General features: G+C 58.1%; 22 protein-coding genes. 9 read left to right on the forward strand and 13 right to left on the reverse strand.

Annotated elements, in window-relative coordinates; translation table 11 throughout:
- Position 1 precedes the first annotated feature (1 nt).
- From PGR23_RS22690 to PGR23_RS22715, 6 genes are all read right to left on the reverse strand, one after another.
- Positions 2-307 carry a DUF883 family protein gene (locus tag PGR23_RS22690; RefSeq protein ID WP_015369573.1) on the reverse strand — a complete coding sequence of 102 codons (306 nt, stop codon included), beginning with the start codon at positions 305-307 and terminating at the stop codon, positions 2-4.
- A gap of 25 nt (positions 308-332) precedes the next feature.
- A complete protein-coding gene (locus tag PGR23_RS22695; RefSeq protein ID WP_047044796.1) occupies positions 333-701 on the reverse strand; it encodes a DUF1090 domain-containing protein in 369 nt (122 codons plus the stop codon).
- Between the two features lie 148 nt (positions 702-849).
- Positions 850-1227, reverse strand: a complete 378-nt coding sequence (gene mzrA, locus PGR23_RS22700; RefSeq protein ID WP_162184075.1) for an EnvZ/OmpR regulon moderator MzrA — start codon at positions 1225-1227, stop codon at positions 850-852.
- Between the two features lie 8 nt (positions 1228-1235).
- Positions 1236-1898 carry a DedA family general envelope maintenance protein YqjA gene (gene yqjA, locus PGR23_RS22705; RefSeq protein WP_015369576.1) on the reverse strand — a complete coding sequence of 221 codons (663 nt, stop codon included), beginning with the start codon at positions 1896-1898 and terminating at the stop codon, positions 1236-1238.
- A gap of 350 nt (positions 1899-2248) precedes the next feature.
- On the reverse strand, positions 2249-3025 hold the full coding sequence (gene exuR / locus PGR23_RS22710) for a transcriptional regulator ExuR (protein WP_015369577.1): 777 nt from the start codon (positions 3023-3025) through the stop codon (positions 2249-2251).
- A gap of 128 nt (positions 3026-3153) precedes the next feature.
- Positions 3154-4455 (reverse strand): MFS transporter, encoded by a 1302-nt coding sequence (locus PGR23_RS22715; protein WP_045394906.1) that lies wholly within the window; start codon positions 4453-4455, stop codon positions 3154-3156.
- Between the two features lie 467 nt (positions 4456-4922).
- Here PGR23_RS22715 and uxaC point away from each other — a divergent pair, with 467 nt between their 5' ends.
- Both uxaC and PGR23_RS22725 read left to right on the forward strand, forming a co-directional pair.
- A complete protein-coding gene (uxaC, locus tag PGR23_RS22720) occupies positions 4923-6335 on the forward strand; it encodes a glucuronate isomerase (protein WP_047066074.1) in 1413 nt (470 codons plus the stop codon).
- Positions 6336-6353: 18 nt separating this feature from the next.
- Complete coding sequence (locus PGR23_RS22725; RefSeq protein ID WP_315711573.1) at positions 6354-7841, forward strand: UxaA family hydrolase; 1488 nt, start codon at positions 6354-6356, stop codon at positions 7839-7841.
- A 685-nt stretch (positions 7842-8526) separates the two neighbouring features.
- On the opposite strand, the gene sstT is transcribed toward PGR23_RS22725, so the two are convergent.
- From sstT to PGR23_RS22745, 4 genes are all read right to left on the reverse strand, one after another.
- A complete protein-coding gene (gene sstT / locus PGR23_RS22730) occupies positions 8527-9774 on the reverse strand; it encodes a serine/threonine transporter SstT (protein WP_015369581.1) in 1248 nt (415 codons plus the stop codon).
- 268 nt (positions 9775-10042) lie between these two features.
- Positions 10043-11011, reverse strand: a complete 969-nt coding sequence (locus PGR23_RS22735) for a TerC family protein (protein WP_045394902.1) — start codon at positions 11009-11011, stop codon at positions 10043-10045.
- Between the two features lie 268 nt (positions 11012-11279).
- On the reverse strand, positions 11280-12269 hold the full coding sequence (locus PGR23_RS22740) for a Gfo/Idh/MocA family protein (protein WP_047077803.1): 990 nt from the start codon (positions 12267-12269) through the stop codon (positions 11280-11282).
- Between the two features lie 73 nt (positions 12270-12342).
- On the reverse strand, positions 12343-12843 hold the full coding sequence (locus PGR23_RS22745; RefSeq protein ID WP_045394898.1) for a M48 metallopeptidase family protein: 501 nt from the start codon (positions 12841-12843) through the stop codon (positions 12343-12345).
- 70 nt (positions 12844-12913) lie between these two features.
- Between PGR23_RS22745 and rlmG the strand changes: the two genes are divergently transcribed.
- A complete protein-coding gene (gene rlmG, locus PGR23_RS22750; RefSeq protein ID WP_047044810.1) occupies positions 12914-14044 on the forward strand; it encodes a 23S rRNA (guanine(1835)-N(2))-methyltransferase RlmG in 1131 nt (376 codons plus the stop codon).
- Positions 14045-14152: 108 nt separating this feature from the next.
- On the opposite strand, the gene PGR23_RS22755 is transcribed toward rlmG, so the two are convergent.
- The 3 genes from PGR23_RS22755 to lsrR form a co-directional block, all read right to left on the reverse strand.
- Positions 14153-16174, reverse strand: coding sequence for an FAD-dependent oxidoreductase (locus PGR23_RS22755; protein WP_396279369.1), 2022 nt, complete (start codon positions 16172-16174; stop codon positions 14153-14155).
- A gap of 818 nt (positions 16175-16992) precedes the next feature.
- On the reverse strand, positions 16993-18585 hold the full coding sequence (gene lsrK, locus PGR23_RS22760; protein ID WP_396279370.1) for an autoinducer-2 kinase: 1593 nt from the start codon (positions 18583-18585) through the stop codon (positions 16993-16995).
- A gap of 37 nt (positions 18586-18622) precedes the next feature.
- Positions 18623-19594, reverse strand: coding sequence for a transcriptional regulator LsrR (gene lsrR / locus PGR23_RS22765; protein WP_045392282.1), 972 nt, complete (start codon positions 19592-19594; stop codon positions 18623-18625).
- Between the two features lie 218 nt (positions 19595-19812).
- Here lsrR and lsrA point away from each other — a divergent pair, with 218 nt between their 5' ends.
- From lsrA to lsrG, 6 genes are read left to right on the forward strand one after another with little or no spacing between them, the layout of a single operon-like run.
- Positions 19813-21300: an autoinducer 2 ABC transporter ATP-binding protein LsrA gene (gene lsrA / locus PGR23_RS22770; protein WP_430915659.1), complete on the forward strand. Its 1488-nt coding sequence runs from the start codon at positions 19813-19815 to the stop codon at positions 21298-21300.
- Positions 21297-22331: an autoinducer 2 ABC transporter permease LsrC gene (lsrC, locus tag PGR23_RS22775; RefSeq protein WP_004174225.1), complete on the forward strand. Its 1035-nt coding sequence runs from the start codon at positions 21297-21299 to the stop codon at positions 22329-22331. Before lsrA ends, lsrC begins: the two co-directional genes overlap by 4 nt.
- Entirely contained in the window at positions 22332-23330 is a 999-nt protein-coding gene (gene lsrD, locus PGR23_RS22780; protein ID WP_042946686.1) for an autoinducer 2 ABC transporter permease LsrD, read from the forward strand.
- A 1-nt stretch (position 23331) separates the two neighbouring features.
- A complete protein-coding gene (lsrB, locus tag PGR23_RS22785) occupies positions 23332-24333 on the forward strand; it encodes an autoinducer 2 ABC transporter substrate-binding protein LsrB (protein WP_047044820.1) in 1002 nt (333 codons plus the stop codon).
- An 11-nt stretch (positions 24334-24344) separates the two neighbouring features.
- Complete coding sequence (lsrF, locus tag PGR23_RS22790) at positions 24345-25232, forward strand: 3-hydroxy-5-phosphonooxypentane-2,4-dione thiolase (protein WP_032733837.1); 888 nt, start codon at positions 24345-24347, stop codon at positions 25230-25232.
- On the forward strand, positions 25229-25525 hold the full coding sequence (lsrG, locus tag PGR23_RS22795) for a (4S)-4-hydroxy-5-phosphonooxypentane-2,3-dione isomerase (RefSeq protein WP_126026573.1): 297 nt from the start codon (positions 25229-25231) through the stop codon (positions 25523-25525). Before lsrF ends, lsrG begins: the two co-directional genes overlap by 4 nt.
- Positions 25526-25813 lie beyond the last annotated feature (288 nt).

Below are 25813 nucleotides of genomic sequence, written 5' to 3' on the forward strand. Positions count from 1 at the left end.
ATTAACGGCGCGACAGCAGTACGCCGACAACCAGCCCGACGGCTGCGCCAATGCCCACTCCGGTCCATGGATTTTCGCGGACGTACTCATCGGCGCGAGCGGCGGTTTCACGCGTCTGCTTGACGATGGCATCGCTGGTGTCGCTGAGACGCACACGGCTGTCTTTCAGTACGCTTTCCGCTTTGCTACGCAGTTTGCCGAGCTCTTCTTTCGATTTGTCGGTGGAGGAGTTCAGAACTTCTTCCAGCGTGTCAGCCAGATTTTTCAGCTCAGCGCGTAGATCTTCTGCAACGTTATCTTTAGCCATCTTGTTCTCCTGTAGCGTTTACCAATTAATAATCGCGTGACTCAAGCGCTTTCAGTTCCTGCTGCGCTTCATCCAGTTTACGTTCCCGTTTGCTAATTTTGTCCGCATCGCCTTTCTGCTTCGCCTCGCTCAGATCGCGCTGACGTTCGGCAACTTCGGCCTTCTGTTTGGCGATTTTCTGCTGATGTTCAGCCCTGACCTTGCTGTCGCTGCAGTTAGCGCGAACTTCCTGCAGCGCTTTGTTCAGGCCGTCAATGCGATGCTGATTATGGTGTTTTTCGGCATAGCTGATCTCCCGTTGGATACTTTGTTCTTTTTCCTGACAAGGAGAGGCTGCGAAGGCGCTGGCGCTAAGTGAGGTCAGAGCCAGTAATAGTGCGATGCGGTAATTCATGGATTCTACCTTCCATTGTGTGAGGGTATATCGGCGATACACCCAATCCAGTCAACAATACGAGCCAGGCGGTTCCCGCAGTTTTAATAATAGACACGAAAGCGGGACTTCACCAAACCGTGCGAAAAGATTCGGAATTTTTGACGCGTTATCCAAAACGGCGCGGAGCATCGCGCAGGCGGGATAACCAGGCGGTGGCCGAATTTTCTTCATCCACCAGAGCAATAATATAACCGTGAGGCAGAGCTCGGCCCAATACTTCTTTTGCCGCGGCGCCCTGAGCGTTGGAGTCGAATTTGATCAGCAGGCCGTCTTTTTGCGGCGTGATGCTCTTAAAACGGATGCCGTTGGCGTCAAGATGATGCCAGACGGAAAAACCGTCCGGCATGGCGACGCCCTGGCTGACGGGACGGATGGCCAGAGTGGATTCATGCTGACTGACGGTCAGCCACAGCCAGACGACGGCGCAGAGCAGCAGTGAGCCGCCCAGCATCCACCGCATCTGGCGCCAGGAAGGACGTTTGATGACCATGCTTAGCTCCGACTACTGTGTTTTTTCTTCCACAGTACAACCAGGGAGCCGATCAGACCAAAGACCAGCAGCGCAACCGGTAGCAGCATCAGACATGACATCAGCTGATCTTCATACTTCAGGAACACCGGTGTTTTACCCAGCAGATAGCCGAGAGAGGTAAGAATCAGCACCCACAGCAGGCCGCTCATCCAGTTAAAGAACTGGAAACGCGCGTTATTCAGACCTGAGATACCGGCAATTGTTGGCAGCAGCGTACGTACGAAGGCGATAAAGCGGCCAATCAGCAGCGCTGACAACCCATGCTTGTGGAACAGGTGATGGGCTCGCTGGTGATAATGCGAGGGTAAATGCGAGAGCCAGTTTTGCACGATCCGCGTATTGCCCAGCCATCGGCCCTGGATATAGCTTACCCAGCAACCAAGGCTCGCCGCCGCCGTCAGCAGCAGTAAGGTTTCCGGGAAGCCCATCGCCCCTTTGGCGATCAAAACGCCGACCAGCACCAGCAGGCTGTCGCCTGGTAAAAACGCCGCCGGCAGTAAACCGTTCTCAAGGAACAAAATCATAAATAAGACAAAATAGAGCATGCCAATCATGGAGGGATTAGCGAGGGTTTCGTAATCCTGGGCCCATAAGGCATTCAGTAATTGGGTTAGTAGTTCCATTCACGATTCCTGGTACATCGGTTAACGGTACGTCTGAACGCGGTGTATTCATTAGCCATCGGGTATAGCGACTAAATTATTTTGAGAGTATGGCCGCTGTTAATACGTTCTGATCGAATCCTTGATTAAACAGTAAGTAAACACTTACCTGCAGAACGGTAAAATGCATCTAATTGTAACAAACTAGCTGACTTCACGTCATAGAAATTGCAGTTTGTTGCTGATTGATTTTGCGGGTTGCGGGGATGAGTAGCGAGAGGATTTACACAGGCTGACACTATATATGCTTTGCTTACCCTGTCGGGTTTGCGGGCAGAAAAAGAGGTTCTGCCCGTGAAAGGGATAATACGTTATTTTGCCCCGTTCGCCGCGGTATCGAGATGAACCACCGGATTTTCGGCAAACAGATAGCGATCGGCATTGAATTCAAAGTCATCGCTGGTTTCGTTAAACAGCATCAGCTTGGTATTTTCCAGATGCTGCCACATTGCCAGCTTCGCCGCGTGAGGGTCTTTACGAATGAGCGCTTTGAGGATTTGGTCATGATCGTCGCACCAGTTGTCGACGGTGCGCAGGTCGATATGATCGTGTAGTTTTTTCCAGTACGGGTTATGTACACGCTGGGTCCACATCTTCTCTACGATGGCGGCAAGCGCCGTGTTCTGGGTGGCCAGCGCGACCTGGACATGGAACTGCAGGTCCCATTCGGAATCGCGGAAGCACTTCTCGTTGCGGGCTTTCTCCTGAATTTCCATTAGCTTCATGATGTCCTGTTTGGTCACCTGAGTCGCGGCGAATTCAGCGATATTGCTCTCAATTAACTGACGTGCCTGGAGTAATTCAAACGGACCATAGTTGGCGAACTCCAGCGATTCATCCACCACCTGTTGGTATTTCGGGTGGTTGGAAATAACGTGGATGCCAGAGCCTTTGCGGACTTCAACATAGCCTTCGACTTCCAGCATGATGATGGCTTCGCGAACCACGGTGCGGCTGACGCTTTTTTCATCGGCGATAAAGCGCTCTGCGGGCAGCTTATCCCCTACAAGGTAGACGCCTTGTTCGATACGCGTCTTTAGCTCAGCGGCAAGCTGCTGATAGAGACGGCGCGGTTCACTGATTTCCATATTCGCTCCCGGAAGATGGCGACAATATTCGATTTGTTATACCACTTTTACGCGCTTTCCACCACTGGAAGGCATAAAAAAAGCCGCCTCAAAAAGGCGGCTTAGTCGGTGCAAAATCATCTGGCAGTCTAGCTTTGCGTCACCGGTTTCGTGGTATTGAGCGGCGTCGAGTCATCGTCGGCCGATTTGTTTTTCAGTACCGTCCAGATAACCAGCGCGCCGAGTAAGTCGAAGACCGCCAGCACCGCGAACAGCGGGCTGAAGCCGATGGTATCCGCCAGCGCGCCGACGACCAGCGCGAACATGGTGCTGGCCAGCCACGCCGCCATCCCGGTCAGGCCGTTGGCGGTGGCCACTTCGTTACGACCAAAGACGTCGGAAGAGAGAGTGATCAGCGCGCCGGACAAGGCCTGGTGAGCAAAACCGCCGACGCACAGCAGCGCAATCGCCACATACGGGCTGGTGAACAGGCCAATCATGCCAGGACCAATCATCAGCAGGGCGCCCATCGTCACGACCATTTTACGTGAGACGATAAGATTCACGCCAAACCAGCGCTGGAACAGCGGCGGCAGGTAGCCGCCGACGATGCAGCCGAGGTCGGCGAACAGCATCGGCATCCAGGCGAACATAGCGATCTCTTTCAGGTTAAAGCCGTAAACTTTAAACATGAACAGCGGGATCCAGGCGTTGAAGGTACCCCAGGCCGGTTCTGCGAGGAAGCGCGGCAGCGCAATACCCCAGAACTGGCGGTTACGCAGGATCTGCCACGGCGACATTTTTTTCGCGTTATTGGTTTGATGCTGAGATTCCTGGCCGCCGATGATGTAGTCACGTTCTTCATCGGTGAGTTTTTTCTGATCGCGCGGGTGTTTGTAGAAAATCAGCCAGGCCATCGCCCAGGCGAAGCTCAGAACCCCGGAAATAATAAATGCCATCTGCCAGCTATGCATGACAATCGCCCATACCACCAGCGGCGGAGCAATCATCGCGCCGATAGAAGAGCCGACGTTAAAGTAGCCGACGGCGATGGAACGCTCTTTCGCCGGGAACCATTCGGAGCTGGCTTTCAGACCGGCAGGGATCATCGCCGCTTCCGCTGCGCCGACCGCGCCGCGGGCCAGCGCCAGGCCGCCCCAGCTACCTGCCAGCGCCGTTGAACCGCAGAATACCGCCCAGGCGATAGCAAAGAAGGCGTAGCCAATTTTGGTGCCGAGCACATCAAGCACATAGCCGGCAACCGGCTGCATAACGGTATATGCAGCGGAGTAGGCGGCGATGATATAAGAATATTGTTGGGTTGAAATGTGCAACTCTTCCATCAGCGTCGGCGCAGCCGCCGCTACGGTGTTACGAGTCAGGTAACCCAGCACGGTGCCCAGCGTCACCAGTGCGATCATATACCAACGTAACCCTTTAATTTTACGCATGTAAAACCTCATCGTTGTTGTCTCTCCGCAGCGTCTGCGGCCATCTTTCATCCCGCCTGGGGAGGAGGATGGGGAAACGGAGGGTTCAGGACGTGAACTGAACCTTGCCATCAGTGGTTAAAGTGAAACCGGCATCCCTACCGTTTAATCCGATGTCATTCACATCGGTAATGCATTCCGTCGGTTTATATGTTGCGACGGCAGAAAGATAACTTGTCATACAACTTTAAAAGTTGAGTACTGTCACAAAAGTGGGAAAGTTTGTAGGGACATTAATCGCGTCAATTAAAGCCAGGGCTGGCGCGGCTTGCAGCGATGTTTACTCCTTTGGTGGTGCTTTTTTTGTCGACGTTTATTGATCTAACTCACGAAAAATACTTCGGCCTGTAGAAATTGGTGTGATAACTTTGTCAGCATTAGAGTCAATCATCTGATGGGCTCCTTGATGGGGCGAAGAGGACACGACAATGACACCGTTTATGACCGAAGATTTTCTGCTTGATACCGAGTTTGCCCGCCGTCTGTACCACGATTACGCCAAAGATCAGCCGATTTTCGACTACCACTGCCACCTTCCGCCGCAGCAGGTTGCCGAAAATTACCGTTTTAAAAATCTGTATGACATCTGGCTGAAAGGCGACCATTACAAATGGCGCGCGATGCGCACCAACGGCGTGGCGGAGCGCTTGTGTACAGGCGATGCTTCCGATCGCGAGAAATTTGACGCCTGGGCGGCGACCGTACCTCATACCATCGGTAACCCGCTATATCACTGGACGCATTTAGAGCTGCGCCGTCCTTTTGGTATTACAGGTAAGTTGTTGTCGCCAGCCACGGCGGATGAAATCTGGGACCAGTGTAATGAGTTGCTGGCTCAGGAATCCTTCTCAGCCCGTGGAATTATGAAGCAGATGAATGTGAAGATGGTGGGGACGACCGACGATCCGATAGATTCACTGGAGCATCATGCGGCGGTCGCCAAAGACAGTACCTTTGATATCAAAGTGTTGCCGAGCTGGCGTCCGGATAAAGCGTTCAACATCGAGCAGGCCACTTTTAACGATTATATGAACAAGCTTGGCGAAGTCTCCGATACCGAGATTCGCCGCTTCGCCGACCTGCAAAGCGCGCTGACTAAGCGTCTGGATCACTTTGCCGCTCACGGCTGTAAAGTTTCCGACCACGCGCTGGACGTGGTGCTGTTCGCTGAAGCTAGCGATAACGAACTGGATAGCATTCTCGCGCGCCGTCTGGCGGGCGAAACGCTCAGCGAGCATGAAGTCGCGCAGTTCAAAACGGCGGTGCTGGTATTCCTCGGCGCGGAATACGCGCGCCGCGGCTGGGTACAGCAGTACCACATCGGCGCGCTGCGTAATAACAACCTGCGTCAGTTCAAACTGTTAGGGCCGGATGTGGGGTTCGATTCCATCAACGACCGTCCGATGGCCGAAGAACTGTCAAAGCTGCTGAGCAAACAGAACGAAGAAAACCTGCTGCCGAAAACCATTCTGTACTGCCTGAACCCACGCGATAACGAAGTGCTGGGCACCATGATCGGTAACTTCCAGGGCGAAGGCATGCCGGGCAAGATGCAGTTCGGTTCCGGTTGGTGGTTCAACGATCAGAAAGACGGCATGGAACGTCAGATGACCCAGCTGGCGCAGCTTGGCCTGCTGAGCCGCTTTGTCGGCATGCTGACCGACAGCCGCAGCTTCCTCTCCTACACTCGCCACGAGTACTTCCGCCGCATTCTCTGCCAGATGATCGGCCGCTGGGTGGCTGCTGGCGAAGCGCCTGCGGATATCGCTCTGCTGGGCGAGATGGTGAAAAACATCTGCTTTAACAATGCGCGTGATTACTTCGCCATTGAATTGAACTAAGGCCTGAGGTCGGTTGATATGCAATACATTAAAATCCATTCGCAGGATAACGTCGCGGTGGCGCTGGCGGATATGGCGTCAGGCAGCGTGGTGACGATTGATAACGATACCGTCACCCTCAGCCAGGATGTTGTCCGCGGTCATAAGTTCGCGCTGCGGGCCATTGCGAAAGGTGAAAACGTCATTAAGTACGGGTTGCCGATTGGTCATGCGCTGGCGGATATCGCGCCGGGCGAGCATGTTCATGCGCATAATACGCGTACCAATCTGAGCGATCTCGACGCGTATCGCTATCAACCTGACCTGGTTGAACAACCGGCGCAGCCTGCGGATCGCGACGTTGAGATTTATCGTCGCGCCAGTGGTGAAGTCGGCGTGCGTAACGAGTTATGGATCCTGCCGACCGTGGGCTGCGTTAACGGTATCGCCCGGCAGATCCAGAACCGTTTCCTGAAAGAGACCAACGACGCGGAGGGCACCGACGGTGTCTTCCTTTTCAGCCACACCTACGGCTGCTCGCAGTTGGGAGATGACCACATCAACACCCGTACCATGCTGCAAAACATGGTCCGTCACCCGAATGCCGGGGCGGTGCTGGTGATTGGCCTCGGCTGCGAGAACAACCAGGTGGATGCCTTCCGTGAAACGCTGGGGGATTTTGACCCGGAACGCGTGCACTTCATGGTTTGCCAGCATCAGGAAGATGAAGTGGAAGCAGGAATTGATCATCTTCACCAGCTCTATGAAGTGATGCGCCATGATAAACGCGAAGCGGGTAAACTGAGCGAACTGAAGTTTGGCCTTGAGTGCGGCGGCTCGGACGGCCTGTCCGGCATTACCGCTAACCCAATGCTGGGGCGTTTTTCTGACTACCTGATTGCGAACGGCGGCACCACGGTGTTGACCGAAGTGCCGGAAATGTTCGGCGCCGAGCAGCTGCTGATGAGCCACTGCCGCGACGAAGAGACCTTCGGCAAACTGGTCACTATGGTCAATGATTTTAAACAGTATTTTATCGCCCACGACCAGCCTATCTACGAGAACCCGTCGCCGGGTAACAAAGCGGGCGGTATCACGACGCTGGAAGATAAGTCGCTTGGCTGCACGCAGAAAGCGGGTTCCAGCCAGGTGGTGGACGTTCTGCGCTACGGTGAACGGTTGAAAGTCCACGGGTTGAATCTGTTGAGCGCGCCGGGTAACGATGCGGTGGCGACCAGCGCGCTGGCGGGCGCCGGCTGCCATATGGTGCTGTTCAGTACCGGTCGCGGCACCCCTTATGGCGGTTTCGTACCGACGGTAAAAATCGCTACCAACAGCGAGCTGGCGGCGAAGAAAAAGCACTGGATTGATTTCGATGCCGGGCAGTTGATTCACGGGAAAGCGATGCCGCAGGTGCTGGAGGAGTTTGTCGATCTGATCGTCGATATCGCCAACGGCAAGCAGACCTGCAACGAACGCAATGATTTCCGCGAACTGGCAATCTTTAAAAGCGGCGTCACGCTGTAACGACAGTGGCTACCGCTGTGTTTGAAAGGTCGGATAAGCGCATCGTCATCCGACAAAATAACGGCGCGGCCATTGAACGCTCCCCGGTCGCGCTTACGCTGACCGGGGCTACCAACTGAATCCCGGACCGTAGGTCGGATAAGCGTAGCGCCATCCGACAAAATAACGACGCCGTCATTGAACGCTCCCCGGTCGCGCTTACGCTTACCGGGGCTACCAACTGAATCCCGGACCGTAGGTCGGATAAGCGTAGCGCCATCCGACAAAATAACGGCGCCGCCATTGAACGCTCCCCGGTTGCGCTTACGCTTACCGGGGCTACCAACTGAATACCGGACCGTAGGTCGGATAAGCGTAGCGTCATCCGACAAAATAACGGCGCCGCTATTGAACGCTCCCCGGTTGCGCTTACGCTTACCGGGGCTACCAACGAATACCGGACCGTAGGTCGGATAAGCGTAGCGCCATCCGACAAAATAACGGCGCGGCCATTGAACTCTCCCCGGTTGCGCTTACGCTTACCGGGGCTACCAACTGAATAGGTCCGTAGGTCGGATAAGCGTAGCGCCATCCGACAAAATAACGGCGCCGTCACTGAACTCTCCCCGGTCGCGCTTACGCTTACCGGGGCTACCAACTGAATAGTTCCGTAGGCCTGATAAGCGTAGCGCCATCAGGCAATGCTTTAACTACGCAGGGCGTTCTTCGCCAGCTGTTCGTCTTCAGCCATACAGGCCGCGGCGGTGAACAGCGCATCGGTTGACGAGTTGAGCGCCGTTTCGCAGGAATCCTGCAGCACGCCGATAATAAAGCCGACGGCGACAACCTGCATGGCGACATCGTTCGGAATACCGAACATATTACAGGCCAGCGGGATCAGCAGCAGCGAACCACCTGCCACTCCGGAAGCGCCGCAGGCGCACAGTGAAGCCACAACGCTCAGCAGCAGCGCTGTCGGCAGGTCCACCGGAATATTCAACGTATGCACCGCCGCCAGCGTCAGCACGGTGATAGTAATCGCCGCGCCCGCCATATTGATGGTCGCCCCCAGCGGGATAGATACCGAGTAGGTATCGCGATCCAGATTCAGCTTCTCGCACAGCGCCATATTCACCGGAATGTTGGCGGCGGAGCTGCGGGTAAAGAAGGCGTAGACGCCGCTTTCACGCAGGCAGGTCAGCACCAGCGGATACGGGTTACGGCGGATTTTCCAGAATACCAGCAGCGGGTTAATCACCAGCGCCACCAGCAGCATGCAGCCGACCAGCACCAGCAGCAGCTGGGCGTAGCCCCACAGGGTATCGAAACCGGTCGTCGCCAGCGTCGAGGAGACCAGGCCAAAAATACCCAGCGGCGCAAAGCGGATCACCAGCTTGACGATAAAGGTCACCGCGTGCGAGACGTCGTTAATCAGGTTTTTGGTGCTGTCGTTACCGTGGCGCAGCGCGAAGCCCAGCCCCACCGCCCACACCAGAATCCCGATATAGTTGGCGTTCAGCAGCGCGTCGATAGGGTTCGCCACCATGCTCATCAGCAGTCCGCGCAGCACCTCTACAATCCCCGACGGCGGGGTGATGCTGTCCGCCGCGCTGGTCAGATGCAGCGTAGAAGGGAAAACAAAACTAAACAGCACCGCGGTGAGCGCCGCGCTGAAGGTGCCCAGCAGATAAAGAAACAGAATCGGGCGGATACTGGTTTTTTGTCCGTGCTGATGGTTCGCGATCGACGCCATCACCAGCATTAATACCAGCACCGGCGCAACGGCTTTCAGCGCGCCGACGAACAGCGTTCCCAGCAATCCCACGGCGATGGCCGCCGGTTTTGAGACCAGCGCCAGTACCACGCCAAGTACCAGTCCCAACAGGATTTGTTTCACCAGACTGCCCTGCGCCAGGCGCTGCAGCAGCCCCGACGGGCGGGTTTGTGTTGTCATAAATCATTCCTTCCAGTGATGTAGCAGTCCATCCCGGCGACGTATTATTTGTTACGTTTATGTCCGGATGTAAATGAATGTTTGCATGGTCGAGTATACGGAAAGAACGCGAGGGAGGAAGCGTATTCTACTGTTTCTTGCACGCCGATCTTGTTTTTTAACTATATATTAACGTTTTTGTGACATGCATAGAGATTATGCGCGGGAAACCTAAAGCCGTGCGGCGTATTCCGGCCAGATACGCGATATCTGGCCGGGGGGAGGGGGTTTATTGCAGCTGTTTCTTCTTATCGTTCTGTCTGTTCACCCAGGCGTTAATCAGCAGCGTCGCCGCCAGAATACCGCCCACCACGCCGAGGGAAACGGCGATCGGAATGTGGTAGAAATCGACGATCAGCATCTTGATACCGATAAACACCAGGATCACCGACAGACCATATTTCAGCATCGAGAAGCGTTCCGCCACGCCTGCCAGCAGGAAGTACATCGCACGCAGGCCGAGAATCGCAAACAGGTTAGAGGTCAGCACGATGAACGGGTCGGTGGTCACCGCGAAAATCGCCGGGATGCTATCAACGGCGAAAATCACGTCGCTCAGCTCAACCAGGATCAGCACCAGCAGCAGCGGCGTGGCGAACAGCACGCCATTTTTACGGGTGAAGAAGCGCTCGCTCTCGATTTTATCCGTCATGCGCAGATGGCTGCGGATCCAACGCACCAGCGGCTTATCGCCGATCCCGGAATCATCTTCTTTCGCCAGCGCCATTTTCACCCCGGTAAACAGCAGGAAGGCGCCGAACACGTACAGTAGCCATTCGAACTGCGAAATCAGCCAGCTGCCGGTGAAGATCATAATGGTACGCAGGACAATCGCGCCGAGGACGCCATACACCAGTACCCGGCGCTGTAGCGCAGGCGGCACGGCAAAGTAGCTAAAGAGCATTAACCAGACGAAGACGTTATCGACCGCCAGTGATTTTTCGATCAGATAACCGGTGAGGAAGGCTAAAGCCTGCGGATCGGCGACGGCGCGGCCCTGCGTTTGCACCAAATACCACCAGAAAGCGGCGTTAAACAGCAGGGAGAGGGTGACCCACAGAATGGACCAACCGGCGGCCTGCTTCATGGTCATGGTATGCGCACCGCGCCTTCCCTGAAGCAGTAAATCGATCGCCAGCATGATGACCACGACTACAGCGAATCCGCCCCATAATAACGGCGTGCCGACACTATTCATTGCGTTATTCCTTACATAAAAACAAAACGGCTGTCGTCGGAAGACGGCAGCCGCTGCGCTTTTATGCATAGACCTCGCCTTCCGGCAAGGTCTCACTTACAACAAGAGCGGACATGGATCCTTGATCTTGTTGCCCGGCGACCGGATGCGGTTTTGCACGCATCGTAATGACGATCGACCGGCCAGGAAGTTACTCCCCTTTGCACGTAACAAAGTATTACAAGTTATAAAGGGCGTCAATGGAGGTCGAGGGCCCATTTACACTCCTTTACGCCACAGGCTGAGTATCCGCCGGGAAGATCACGCCGGTTTGGCGACGGATTTCGCTAAGCAGTTTTGCCGTAATGCGGCTGACTTCAAGCCCTGGATGAGCGACGTCGTTGGTTTCCACCAGCCGCGCGAACGCTTCCGCTTCATACAGCATAGTATTGATGTGCTGAGGCTGGGTGAGATCCTGCGCTTTGCCGCCGCGTGGAATAAAGGCTACCTTCTGGCATTCGGAGATTTTCTCAATCACCAGCGCGCCTTCTTCGCCCTGGATTTCGCTGGGGATAGTGGAGTCGCTGACCTTCGAGTGGTGCAGGGTGACATCGAAATCGCCGTAGCTCAGCACCACCGTGCCCTGGCCATCAACGCCGCTCGCCAGCAGGCTGGCGCTGGCATGGACCGCTTGCGGTTCGCCCCACAGCGCGACCGCCGAGGCGAGGCAGTAAAAACCGATATCCATAATCGAGCCATTGGAAAAGGCCGGGTTGAAAGTATTCGGGTTTTCGCCGTCGAGATAGCGCTGGTAGCGCGATGAGTACTGACAGTAGTTGATGAAGGCTTTGCGCAGTTTGCCCACTTTATCGAGCGCTTCGCGCAGCAGCAGGAAGTTTGGCAGGCTGGCGGTTTTGAAGGCTTCAAACAGCACCACGTTGTTTTCTTTAGCCACGGCAATCGCCGCTTCGACTTCCTGCAGGTTCGATGCCAGCGGCTTTTCGCAAATCACGTGTTTTTTATGGCTCAGGAACAGACGGGTTTGCGGGAAGTGCAGCGAGTTCGGACTGGCAATATAGACCGCGTCAACGTCAGGGCTCTGCGCCAGTTCATCGAGCGAAGTAAACAGATGCTCGACCGGGTAGTCATTAGCGAAAGCTTGCGCCTGTTCAAGGCTGCGGGAATAAATCGCGGTGAGTTTAAATTTACCGGTTTCATGGGCGGCATCGACAAACTGCTTAGTAATCCAGTTTGTGCCAACAACTGCGAAACGTATCATAAACGTTGACGAACTCCGTTAAAGGGGACCTTTCGTCACTCTAGCACGCCATGATGACAAAACGAGTGCGCTATCACGCAGAACGGTTTAACGAAAGGTGCGTCAGCCACAGGCGGGTATCAAACTCTAGCTGGTGATACTGCGGCTCCATATGACAGCACAGCTGATAGAAGGCTTTGTTGTGATCCTTCTCTTTTAAATGCGCCAGTTCATGAACTACGATCATCCGCAGAAACGCTTCCGGCGCGTCGCGAAACACCGTCGCTACGCGAATTTCCGCTTTAGCTTTCAGTTTGCCGCCCTGAACGCGGGAAATGGCGGTATGCAGGCCAAGCGCGTTCTTCAGAACGTGGATTTTACTGTCGTACATCACCTTATTGATCGGCGCCGCCCCGCGCAGATAGCGGGCCTTCAGATCCTGGGTGTATTGATATAACGCCTTATCGCTGTTGACATCATGCCCCTGCGGATAGCGCTTTTGTAGCACCTCGCCGAGGCGACCTTGCTCGATTAAGGTCGTCACCTGCGACAGCAGCGATTCGGGGTAGCCCTGAAGGTAAGGTAGCGTGTTCATGGTGAAAAAAGTTTACTTCTCCGGAGAATTGAGCGATAACACGCGCGAATTTTAGCATTTCGGAGGGGCGATGAGCCAGGTAGAGTTAAACGGTGAGTTATTCACATTAGAGCGGTTCCCACCTAACGCTGAAGAAGAAGCGCTTCAGGCATGGGAAGCGGCGGATGAATATCTGCTGCAACAGGTGAATGACGTCGACGGCCTGACGCTCATCTTCAACGACGGCTTCGGCGCGCTCTCCTGCGCGCTGGCGGAGCGCAACCCGGTCAGCATCAACGACTCCTTTATTTCCGAGCTGGCGACCCGCCACAACCTGCGGATGAACGGTATCGATGAAGAGAGCGTGCGCTTTCAGGATAGCCTGAGCCCGCTGCCGGCCTCGCCGGCGCTGGTGCTGATTAAGGTGCCAAAACAGCTGGCGCTGCTGGAACAGCAGCTGCGCGCGCTGCGCGAAGTGGTGACGCCGGAAACTCGCATTATCGCCGCGGCGAAAGCCCGTGACGTACACAACTCGACGCTGGCGCTGTTTGAAAAAATCCTCGGTACCACCACCACCTCGCTGGCGTGGAAAAAAGCGCGTCTGATCCACTGCGTTTTCACCGCCCCTAAGCTTGCCGATGCGCCGCAAACCTACAGCTGGAAGCTGGACGGCACGCCGTGGACCATCCATAACCACGCCAACGTTTTTGCCCGCAGCGGACTGGATATCGGCGCACGTTTCTTCCTGCAGCATTTACCGTCTGATTTAGAAGGCGAGATCGCCGATCTTGGCTGCGGCAATGGGGTGATTGGCCTGCAGGCGCTGGCGCAAAACCCAAACGCCAGCGTGATGTTCACCGATGAGTCGCACATGGCGGTGGCTTCCAGCCGTTTGAACGTCGAGCGCAACCTGCCGGACGATATCGAACGCTGTGAATTCATGGTCAACAATTCGCTTTCCGGCATAGAGCCCGACCGCTTTACGGCGATTCTGTGTAATCCGCCGTTCCATCAGCAGCATGCCATTACCGACCATATCGCCTGGCAGATGTTTAACGATGCCCGCCGCAGCCTGAAATACGGCGGCGAGCTGTATGTCGTCGGCAACCGCCACCTCGATTATTTCCGTAAACTGAAGCGCGCTTTTGGTAATTGCACGACGATTGCGACGAACAATAAGTTTGTCATTTTGAAAGCAACGAAGGTGCGTAAGCAGCGCTGATTGTTGTCGCTGCTTCCCCCGGCTTGCGGCTTTCGCCTTAGCCGGGCTACCTTTCGGGATTATCGTGGTAGCCCGGGGAAGGCGCATCGCGCCGCCCCCGGGACACGGCTAAATCGCCAGCGCCAGTTTTGTGCCCTGGGCAATCGCCCGGCGCGCATCCAGCTCCGCCGCTACGTCGCAACCGCCGATGAGATGCACCGTTTTCCCCGCCGCGCGCAGCGGTTCCGCCAGCTCGCGGCGCGGTTCCTGACCGGCGCAGATAACTACCTGATCGACCGCCAACAGCTGGCGCTCGCCGCCGATAGTGACGTGTAATCCTTCATCATCGATCTTTTCATAGCTGACCGCCGGGATCATTTTCACGCCGCGCGCCAGCAGCGTCGCGCGGTGGATCCAACCGGTGGTTTTGCCGAGCCCTTCGCCCGGTTTGCTGGCTTTGCGCTGCAGCATCACAATCTGTCGCGGGCTTTTACTCAACTGCGGGCCTTCAGGACTCAGCCCTCCCGCCGATTGCAGGCTGGTATCGATACCCCATTCACGGCAGAACTCGCCGATATCCTGGCTGGTGGCCGCGCCCGACTGGCTTAAATACATCGCGGTATCGAAGCCGATGCCGCCGCAGCCGATAATCGCCACCTTCGCGCCAACCGGCGCTTTATCGCGCAAGACATCCAGATAGCTCAGCACTTTTGGATGATCGATCCCGGCGATCGCCGGCAGGCGCGGGGCGATACCGGTGGCGAGGATCGTCTCATCGAACGTTAGCAGATCGTCTGCCGTGACGCGGGTATTCAGGCGTAGATCGACACCATGAAGATCGAGCATGGTGCGGTAGTAACGCAGCGTCTCGTGAAACTCCTCTTTGCCGGGGATCTGTTTGGCGATATTAAACTGGCCGCCGATCTCCGGGAGCGCATCGAACAGCGTGACCTGATGGCCGCGGGCGGCGGCGTTAACGGCGAAAGCCAGGCCGGCAGGCCCGGCGCCGACCACCGCCAGCCGTTTAGGCGCGTTGGCAGGCAGGACCGGCATCAGGGTTTCATGGCAGGCGCGCGGGTTGACCAGACAGGAGGTGACTTTGCCGACGAAAATCCGATCGAGACACGCCTGGTTGCAACCGATGCAGGTGTTGATCTGATCGGCACGATCGTTCTGCGCTTTCGACATAAATTCGGCGTCGGCGAGGAACGGGCGGGCCATCGATACCATATCGGCATCGCCGCGGGCGAGAATATCCTCCGCGACCTGCGGATCGTTGATGCGGTTGGTGGTAATCAGCGGGATCGACACCGCGCCTTTCAGCTTGCGGGTGACCCAGCTGAAAGCCCCTCGCGGTACCGGCGTGGCGATGGTCGGAATGCGCGCTTCGTGCCAGCCGATGCCGGTATTAATGATTGTCGCCCCTGCCGCTTCGATGGCTTGGGCCAGTTCGGTGACCTCCGCCAGCGTGCTGCCGCCGTTGACCAGATCGAGCATCGACAGACGGTAGATGATAATGAAATCGTGGCCGGCGCGCTGGCGCACCGCCTTAACCACTTCAATGGCGAAACGCATGCGCCTGGCATAATCGCCGCCCCACTGGTCGTCGCGCTGGTTGGTGCGCGCGGCGAGAAATTCGTTAATCAGATAGCCTTCAGAGCCCATCACTTCGACGCCGTCATAGCCCGCTTCGCGCGCCAGCTGGGCGCAGTGGGCAAAATCATCGATAAGCGTAAGAATCTCATCGTGGCTCAGTTCATGGGGCGTAAAACGGTTGATCGGCGCCTGTAGCGCCGAGGGGGCGACCAGCGCGGGCTGATAGCTGTAGCGCCCGGTGTGCAGGATCTGCAGGGCGATTTTGCCGCCTTCCTGGTGTACCGCGTCGGTAATATGGCGATGGTGCGCCAGATGGCTGGCATCATTGAGTACCGCGCCGCCGGCCATGGTGACGCCAGAGGGCGCCGGGGCGATGCCGCCGGTGACGATCAGCGCCACGCCGTGGCGGGCGCGCTCGGCGTAAAAGGCCGCCAGCCGCTGCGCGCCATCCGGCAGCTCTTCCAGCCCGGTGTGCATTGAGCCCATCAACACGCGGTTTTTGAGCGTTGTGAAGCCCAGCTCAAGCGGGGCGAAAAGCGACGGATAGCGGCTCATAGTGGCTTCCAATGTAAAATTATTGTTATGTGGTCGGATGAGTTACTAATTTAGCCGTCGCGGAGAAAAAGGGAAAAGGGGAGTGCGGTGATTGTGATGGAATTCAAAGAACGGAACACGTTGTCCCTCACCCCGACCCTCTCCCAAAGGGAGAGGGGGAAAGGCGGATCGGCATCGGTGTTCAAGGCCTGCGCCGAACGGTTCCCTCTCCCAAAGGGCGAGGGGGAAAGGCGGACCGGCACTGGTATTCAACGCTAGTGCCGAACGGTTCCCTCACCCAAAGGGCGAGGGGGAAAGGCGGACCGGCACCGGTATTCAAGGCCTGCGCCGAACAGTTCCCGCTCAAAGGGCAAGGGGAAAGGCGGACCGGCACTGGTATTCAAGGCCTGCGCCGAACGGTTCCCTCACCCAAAGAGCGAGGGGGAAAGGCGGATCGGCATCGGTATTCAAGGCCTGCGCCGAACGGTTCCCTCACCCAAAGGGCGAGGGGGAAAGGCGGATCGGCACCGGTATTCAAGGCTAGTGCCGAACGGTTCCCTCTCCCAAAGGGAGAGGGAGAAAGGCGGACCGGCACCGATATTCAACGCTAGTGCCGAACGGTTCCCTCTCCCAAAGGGCGAGGGGGAAAGGCGGATCGGCACCGGTATTCAAGGCCTGTGCCGAACGGTTTCCGCTCAAAGGGCAAGGGGAAAGGCGGACCGGCAGCGGTATTCAAGGCTAGTGCCAAACGGTTCCCGCTCAAAGGGCAAGGGGAAAGGCGGATCGGCACTGGTATTCAAGGCCAGTGCCGAACGGTTCCCTCTCCCACCGGGAGAGGGTTAGGGTGAGGGGACTACGCGCTGGCGGCGCTCCAGACCCGGCGCTTGCCACATCGACGTTGTCAGCCCGCTATCCACCAGACCCAACTGATCGGCGTACACCGTTTGCCACTTGCTCATCATCTCCTGATACAGCTCGCGATGCTGCGGATTAGGGGTGAACTCGCGATGCCAGCTCACTAACCGCTCTCCGGTACTGGCCATATCGCCATACAGTCCGGCGCCGGTTCCGGCGGCGATGGCGCAGCCCAGAGCGGTGGCTTCGCGGACCACCGGCACCCGCACCGGCAGGCCGGTGACGTCGCTGAGGATCTGGCTCCACAGCGCGCCTTTAGAGCCGCCGCCGGCAAACACCAGGCTCTCGAATGTCACGCCGGAGAACTGCGAAATCTGCGCCAGGTTGCAGGCGGAGACAATCGCCGCGTTCTCCTCCAGCGCGCGGAACAGGGTCGCTTTGTTGCACTTCTCCGGATCGATGGAGAGGTTAATAAACGACGGCGCGGCGTGGTACCACTGCTTAAAGTGCATAGCGTCGGAAAAAATAGGCATCACGCCGTGGGATCCGGCGGGCACGCGGCTGGCCATCTCCTCCAGCAGCGAATAGGCATCAACGCCGAGCCGCTCGGCAATCAGTTTTTCTTCAGCGCAGAAGGCGTCGCGGAACCAGCGCATGGTCAGCCCGGTAAAGAAGCTGATCGATTCCGCCTGCGCCATGCCGGGAATGACATGAGGATTAACGCGAATATTCATCTGCGGATCGGTACGCACCTGCGGCAGGTTGACCACCTGCTGCCAGAAGGTGCCGCCGAGTACTGCGGTTTGCCCGGCACGCACCACCCCAAGGCCCAGGCAGCCGAGCTGGACGTCGCCGCCGCCCATCACCACCGGTGTCCCGGCGCGCAGGCCGCTCTGCTGCGCCGCCGCTTCGGTGATGGCGCCCAGCAGGGTACCGGTCTCTTTGACCGGCGACAGCATATCGGCGCGCAGTCCGGCCATATCCAGCAGCGCCGGACGCCAGTCGCGGCTAAACAGATCGAGCATGCCGGTGGTGCCGGCGTTTGACGGGTCAACCGCCAGCTCGCCGGAAAGCTTCGCCGCCAGCCAGTCGCTGATCATGGTGATGGTCGCCGCTTTGCGGTAGATATCGGGGCGGTGGTGCGCCAGCCACAGCAGGCGCGGCATGGCGCTTAGCGCCAGGGTTTGTCCCGAGACCTCGTACACCTCGGATTCAAACCGATAGTCGTGGATCTCCTTAAGCTCCGCCACTTCACGGCTGGCGCGGGCATCAACGTTGGCGCAGGCCCAGATGGCTTCGCCGTTGCGGTCATAGAGGACGATCCCTTCGCGCATCGAACAGCAGGCGACGGACTGAATATCGGCGGCAGAGAGCCGGGCGGCGTCGAGCGCCTGGCGAATGCACTGGCAGGCCAGCTGCCAGTTGGTGGTAAGGTCGAACTCCATCGAGCCGGGGACGTTATCAACGCTCAGGTGTTTCCATTCGGCCTGGCCTACCGCCAGCTGGCGGCCATTAAGATCGAAAATGACCGCCCGAATGCTGCCGGTCCCGGCATCTAACGCTAACAGGTAACTCATGACATGCGCCTCGCTGTTGTCGCGCGGCGCCAGGCCGTCAGGAGGCCAGTGCGAGCACCGCGCGTGCTGTTGTCTCTTCCGTTACCAGGCCATTAATGCGCTTGCCAATCAGAGCGGCATGAATCGCCTGCGCTTTTTGTTCTCCCCCGGCGACGCCGACGATGGTGGGCAGCTGCGCCAGCTCATCAAGGGTTACGCCGAGGAGTTCCCGATGGATCTCCAGTCCTTCTACCGGCCGGCCGTCGGCCTGCAGGAAATAACCTAAAATGTCGCCGACCGCGCCTTTGCGCGCGTACATCAGCTGTTCGCCCTCGCTGATATAGCCGGAGCGTAAAATGGTGGCGTCGCGCCGCTGATCGATGGCGCCAATGCCAACCACCGCCGCGTCCGCCGCCATCGCCGCCAGCATCACGTCGCGCACGCTCGACTCGCGGCGCAGGATCTCGGCGACCTCCGCCGAAGAGACCCGCAGCGGCGCCGGAATAATGCTGACGCTGCAGGCGGCATCAAGCTGGCCGATGCCGGTCATATAAGGGCCGACGCCGCCGGAGAGGGTCACCAGCCGCACCTGCTGCGAGCCAATAAATCCGCTGAGATGCTGCAGGCAGCTCATGGTGGCTTCGCCGAACCCGACCGCCAGTAGTTGACCCGGTTGCAGAATGCCCATCAGCGACTGCGCCGCGCCGATCCCCAGCCGGGTATTCATCGGCGGGGTATTGAGCGCCGGCAGCACGCGGGCAAGCTTGAGGCCAAAACGCTGCTGGAGTTCGCTTTCCAGCGCCAGGCAGCCCTCATAGCGCGAGTTGATCTGCACGCGGATCACTCCGGACTGGCGGCCTTTCTCCAGCAGGCGGGAAATTTTCAGCCGTGGCAGCCCCAAACGCTCGCCGATGTCATTTTGCGTCAGGCCGTCGTGGTAGTAACACCACGCCACCCGCGCCACCAGCTCTTCCTCGGCTAACGCCAGCCCGGCGTAGCGGTTCTCTTCCGTAATGCGTTTTTCGCTCATAAATTGAACTCTTATAAAAATTTAGATCATATGTTCGCTATTGCGCGGTCGGAAAGTGTGAGCCGACTGGCAAAACGGATCTTTCATTGCTGGCGCATTTATTCCTGACGATCTAAAGCACCAAAGTGTGATCTTCGCACGGTTGTAAATATAGTTCACCGTCTACGCTTTTGAACATTATTAAATTTAAAAATCATTTGTTCAATTGAGGCGCGATGATGAAGCCACTGTTTGAAGCTCGTCAGATTTGCAAACAGTTCTCCGGCGTTGCGGTGCTGAAGGGCATCGATTTCACGCTATGCGCGGGCCAGGTGCATGCGCTGATGGGCGGCAACGGCGCGGGTAAATCAACGCTGATGAAGATCATCGCTGGCGTTGAAACGCCGGACAGCGGTGAACTGACGCTCGGCGACCGCGCGTTTGCGCGTCTCAATCCGGCGCTGGCGCACCAGCTGGGCATCTATCTGGTGCCGCAGGAGCCGATGCTGTTTCCCAACCTCAGCGTGCGCGAGAACATTCTCTTCCGCCTGCCGAAGCGGGCGGACACCGCCGCGCGGTTGCAGGACAAACTGCAGCAGCTGAACTGCCAGATCAACCTCGACGCCAGCGCCAGCATGCTCGAGGTAGCCGATCAACAGATGGTCGAGATCCTGCGCGGGCTGATGCGCGAGGCCAGGATCCTGATCCTTGATGAACCCACCGCCTCTTTAACGCCGGGTGAAACCGAGAGACTGTTTAGCCAGATCCGCGCGTTACAGGCGCTGGACGTTGGGATCGTCTTTATCTCACACAAATTGCCCGAAATCCGCCAGCTTGCCAGCCATATTTCGGTGATGCGCGATGGCGCGGTGGTGCTGAGCGGCGAGACCGCGGCTTATCGCGATGAGCAACTGATTAACGCTATGACGCCGGCCAGCCGCGACCATGCGCTGAGCGACACGCAAAAGCTGTGGCTGGCGCTACCGGGCAACCGGCGTACTCAACCGCAGGACTTTCCCGTGCTACGGGTGGAGGATCTCACCGGAGAAGGTTTTATCGATCTCAATCTGGAGATCCGCGCCGGAGAGATCGTCGGTCTGGCCGGGCTGGTAGGATCCGGGCGCACCGAATTTGCCGAAACCCTATACGGCCTGCGTCCACCGCGCGCCGGGCGGATCTGGCTGGAGAACCGCGAGATTAGCCGCGACAGCACCCGCGCCAGGCTAGCCAGCGGGCTGGTCTATCTGCCGGAAGACCGCCAGGTCTCGGGGCTGTTTCTCGATGCGCCGGTGCGCTGGAACACGGTGATGTTCAATCAGCCGTCGTGGTGGCAGCAGGGGAAACGGGAGGCGGCGGTGGTTGAGCGCTATCACCGTGCGCTGGGGATCAAGCTGGCCGATGGCGATCAGCCGGTGCGCACTCTCTCTGGCGGTAACCAGCAGAAGGTGCTGCTGGCGCGCTGTCTGGAAGCTAATCCGTTGCTGCTGATTGTCGATGAGCCGACGCGCGGCGTGGACGTCTCCGCCCGCGCCGATATCTATCAACTGCTAAAAAGCGTTGCCGCGCAAAACGTGGCGGTGTTGATGATCTCCAGCGATCTGGATGAGTTCGTTGGCCTGGCCGACCGGGTGCTGGTGATGCATCAGGGCCGCTACAGTGGCGAACTGGCGCGGCAGGCGGTGACCGTCGATCGCATGATGACCCTGGCCTTCGGAGGGCAGGCATGAAAACGTTACTGAAGAATCGCGAACTGAGCGCCTTCTTTGCCATCGTGGCGCTCTTTGTTGTGCTGGTGGCGCTCAATCCAGCCTATTTCAGCCTGCAGACCCTGGCGATGATTTTCGCCAGCTCGCAGATCCTCTGCCTGCTGGCATTGGGCGCGACGCTGGTGATGCTGACCCGCAATATTGATGTGTCGGTAGGCTCGACCGTTGGGCTGTGCGCCATCGCCGTCGGCGTGGCGCTGAACAACGGTTACGGGCTGGCGACGGCTATCGCCTTCGCGCTGGCGATTGGCGCGCTGGCCGGGGCTTTTAACGGCCTGCTGGTCGTGGGACTGCGCATTCCGGCGATCGTCGCGACGCTCGGTACGCTGGGGTTGTATCGCGGGGTGATGCTGCTGTGGACCGGCGGGAAATGGATCGAGGGCTTGCCCGACAGCCTGAAATCGCTCTCGGAGCCCGCGTTTATTGGCGTGTCGCCGCTGGGCTGGCTGGTGCTGGCGCTGCTGCTGGCGGGCGGCTGGCTGCTGTCGCGTACCGCCTTTGGTCGTGATTTTTACGCCGTTGGCGATAATCTTGCCGCCGCACGTCAGCTGGGCGTGGCGGTCAACCGCACGCGGATGCTGGCCTTTACCCTCAACGGCATGCTGGCGGCCTGCGCCGGGATCGTCTTCGCCGCGCAGATTGGTTTTGTGCCTAATCAGACCGGCAGCGGGCTGGAGATGAAAGCCATCGCCGCCTGCGTACTGGGCGGGATCTCGCTGCTCGGCGGTACCGGTACGCTGCTCGGCGCGTTTCTCGGCGCCTTTTTCCTCACCCAAATCGACACCGTGCTGGTGCTGTTCCGCCTTCCCGCCTGGTGGAATGACTTTATCGCCGGCCTGGTGCTGCTCGGCGTGCTGGTGCTCGATGGCCGCCTGCGCCAGGCGCTGGCCCGCCATCAGCGGGCGCTAAAGTACAGCCGTTTTCAGCCCGGTAATAAAGGGGGCAAACAGGTTGCCCGCTTTCCCGAACGCAAAAGCAAAGAGGTGGCTTAAATGAAGCTGAAGCTTAACTGGGAAAGCGCGCTGCTGGCGTTGCTGATCGCGGAAATCCTGCTATTCGGCGCGTTGAATCCGCGCATGCTGGATCTCAATATGCTGCTCTTTAGCACCAGCGACTTTATCTGCATCGGCATCGTCGCGCTGCCGCTGACGCTGGTGATCATCAGCGGCGGGATCGATATTTCGCTGGGCTCGACCATCGGCCTGTGCGCTATCGCCCTTGGCGTAATGACCCAGGCGGGCTGGCCGCTGTGGCTGGCGGTATCGCTGACGTTGCTATTGGGGCTGCTGTGCGGGTTATTTAACGCCGCGCTGATTCACTACACCGGCATCAGCCCGCTGGTGATCACCCTCGGGACGCTGTATCTGTACGGTGGCGGCGCGCTGCTGCTTTCCGGCATGGCCGGCGCGACCGGTTACGAGGGGATTGGCGGCTTTCCCGATAGCTTCACCGCCTTCGCCAATTTAACCCTCGCAGGGCTGCCGCTACCGTTGGTGCTGTTCGCGATTATCACCTTTCTCTTCTGGTTGCTGGCCCATCGCGGGCGCTTTGGCCGCCACCTCTTTTTACTCGGGCAAAACCCGCGCGCCGCGCGCTATGCCGCGCTGTCGGTGAACGGCATCCCGTACGTGCTGTATGGCCTGGTTGGCGTCGCCTCGGCGGTCGCAGCGCTGGTGATGGTCTCCTATTTCGGCTCGGCGCGTTCGGATTTAGGCCGCGACCTGCTGATGCCGGCGCTGACCGCGGCGGTGCTCGGCGGGGCCAATATTTACGGCGGCTCGGGATCGATACTGGGTACCGCGCTGGCGGCGTTGCTGGTGGGGTATCTGCAACAGGGTTTACAGATGGTCGGCATCCCCAACCAGGTGTCGAGCGCGCTGTCAGGGGCGCTGTTGGTTGTGGTGGTGATGGGGCGTTCGCTGAGCCTGCACCGTGAATGGGTGCGCGCAACCTGGCGGCGTCTTTTCTCGCATAAAACAATCGGAGCATAAAATGAAATTAAAACTGATCGTGCTGGCGCTGACGATGAGCGTGGTTACCGCGCAGGCGGCGGACCGCATCGCCTTTATTCCGAAGCTGGTTGGCGTCGGCTTCTTTACCAGCGGCGGCAACGGCGCGAAAGAGGCGGGGAAAGCGCTGGGCGTTGATGTCACCTATGACGGCCCGACCGAGCCCAGCGTCTCCGGGCAGGTGCAGCTTATCAACAACTTCGTCAACCAGGGCTACAACGCGATTATCGTCTCCGCCGTCTCGCCGGACGGCCTGTGCCCGGCGCTGAAGCGGGCGATGCAGCGCGGGGTGAAAGTCCTGACCTGGGATTCCGATACCAAACCGGAGTGCCGCAGCATCTATATCAACCAGGGCACGCCGCAGCAGCTCGGCGGCCTGCTGGTCGAGATGGCGGAAAAGCAGCTCAGCAAACCAGCCGCCAAAGTGGCGTTTTTCTACTCCAGCCCGACGGTGACCGACCAGAACCAGTGGGTGAAGGAAGCAAAAGCCAAAATCGAAAAAGAGCATCCGCAGTGGCAAATCGTCACCACCCAGTTTGGCTATAACGATGCCACCAAATCGCTGCAAACCGCCGAGGGGATTTTAAAAGCGTATCCGGATCTCGACGCCATTATCGCGCCGGATGCCAATGCGCTGCCGGCGGCGGCGCAGGCGGCGGAGAACCTCAAGCGTCAGGGCGTGGCGATCGTCGGCTTTAGTACTCCGAACGTGATGCGCCCGTACGTTGAGCGCGGCACGGTGAAAGCGTTCGGCCTGTGGGATGTGGTTCAACAGGGCAAAATTGCGGTTAACGTCGCCGATAGATTGCTGAAAAAGGGCGATCTTAACGTAGGTGATAGCGTTGAGGTGAAAGATATCGGCTCGCTGAAGGTCGAACCGAATAGCGTGCAGGGCTACCAGTATGAAGCGAAGGGCAACGGTATCGTGCTGCTGCCGGAGCGTGTGGTGTTCAGCAAAGAGAATATCAACAACTACGACTTCTGACGGAGGATGAGATGGCTGATTTAGACGACATCAAAGAGGGTAAGGACTTCGGTATCGACCGCCCGCAGCAGAACACGCTGTATACCCTGAAAGGCTGCGGCTCGCTGGATTGGGGCATGCAGTCGCGGCTGGCGCGCATCTTTAATCCGCACAGCAACCGCACGGTGATGCTGGCCTTCGATCACGGCTACTTCCAGGGGCCAACGACCGGGCTTGAGCGTATCGACCTGTCGATTGCGCCGCTGTTTGCCGACACCGATGTGCTGATGTGCACCCGCGGCGTACTGCGCAGCCAGGTACCGGCGGCCACCAATAAGCCGGTGGTGCTGCGCGCCTCCGGCGGTAATTCGATTTTGAGCGAACTCTCTAACGAATGCGTGGCGGTGGCGATGGAAGACGCGCTGCGTCTCAACGTTTGCGCGGTGGCGGCGCAGGTCTATATCGGCAGCGAATACGAACATCAGTCGATCAATAACATCATCAAACTGGTGGATGCCGGCAATCGCTACGGTATGCCGGTACTGGCGGTTACCGGCGTCGGCAAAGAGATGGCCCGCGATGCGCGCTACTTCTCGCTGGCCAGCCGGATTGCCGCCGAAATGGGGGCGCAGTTTGTGAAGACCTATTTCGTTGAGGAAGGCTTTGAAAAAGTGACCGCCAGCTGTCCGGTGCCGATCGTTATCGCCGGTGGTAAAAAACTGCCGGAGCATGAGGCGCTGGAGATGTGCTGGCGGGCAATCGACCAGGGGGCGTCCGGGGTGGATATGGGGCGCAATATCTTCCAGTCCAGTGCCCCGCGCGCGATGCTGAAGGCGGTGAAAAAGGTGGTGCATGAGAATCTGAACGCGCGCGAAGCGTATCAGTTCTGGCAGGAAGAAAAACAGGGAGAGCTGAAATGAACGTAACGCTGGTGGAGATCAATATTAAACCCGAGCGGGTGGATGAGTTTCTCGAGGTGTTTCGCGCCAACCACGAAGGCGCGCTGCGGGAACCGGGCAACCTGCGCTTTGATGTCCTTCAGGATCCAGAGGTGAAAACCCGCTTTTTTATCTACGAAGCCTATAAAGACGATGAGGCGGTGCTGGCGCATAAGAAGACGCCGCACTATTTAGCCTGCGTCGAAAAGCTGGAGGAGATGATGTCGCAGCCGCGGCAGAAACGCAGCTTTATCGGCCTATTGCCGGAGGTGTGAGACGAGCCCTCACCCCGACCCTCTCCCGAGGGGAGAGGGAGAAAAGCGGGCCGGAGCAATGAATAAAAACGGCATCGAACGGTTCCCTCTCTCCAGTGGGAGAGGGAGAAAAGCGGGCCGGGGCAGTGAATAAAAACGGCATCGAACGGTTCCCTCTCTCCAGTGGGAGAGGGAGAAAAGCGGGCCGGAGCAATGAATAAAAACGGCATCGAACGGTTCCCTCTCTCCAGTGGGAGAGGGAGAAAAGCGGGCCGGAGCAATGAATAAAAACGGCATCGAACGGTTCCC

The sequence above is a fragment of the Klebsiella sp. 141162 genome, assembly GCF_050600755.1.
In the GTDB taxonomy this organism is placed as follows: domain Bacteria; phylum Pseudomonadota; class Gammaproteobacteria; order Enterobacterales; family Enterobacteriaceae; genus Klebsiella; species Klebsiella aerogenes.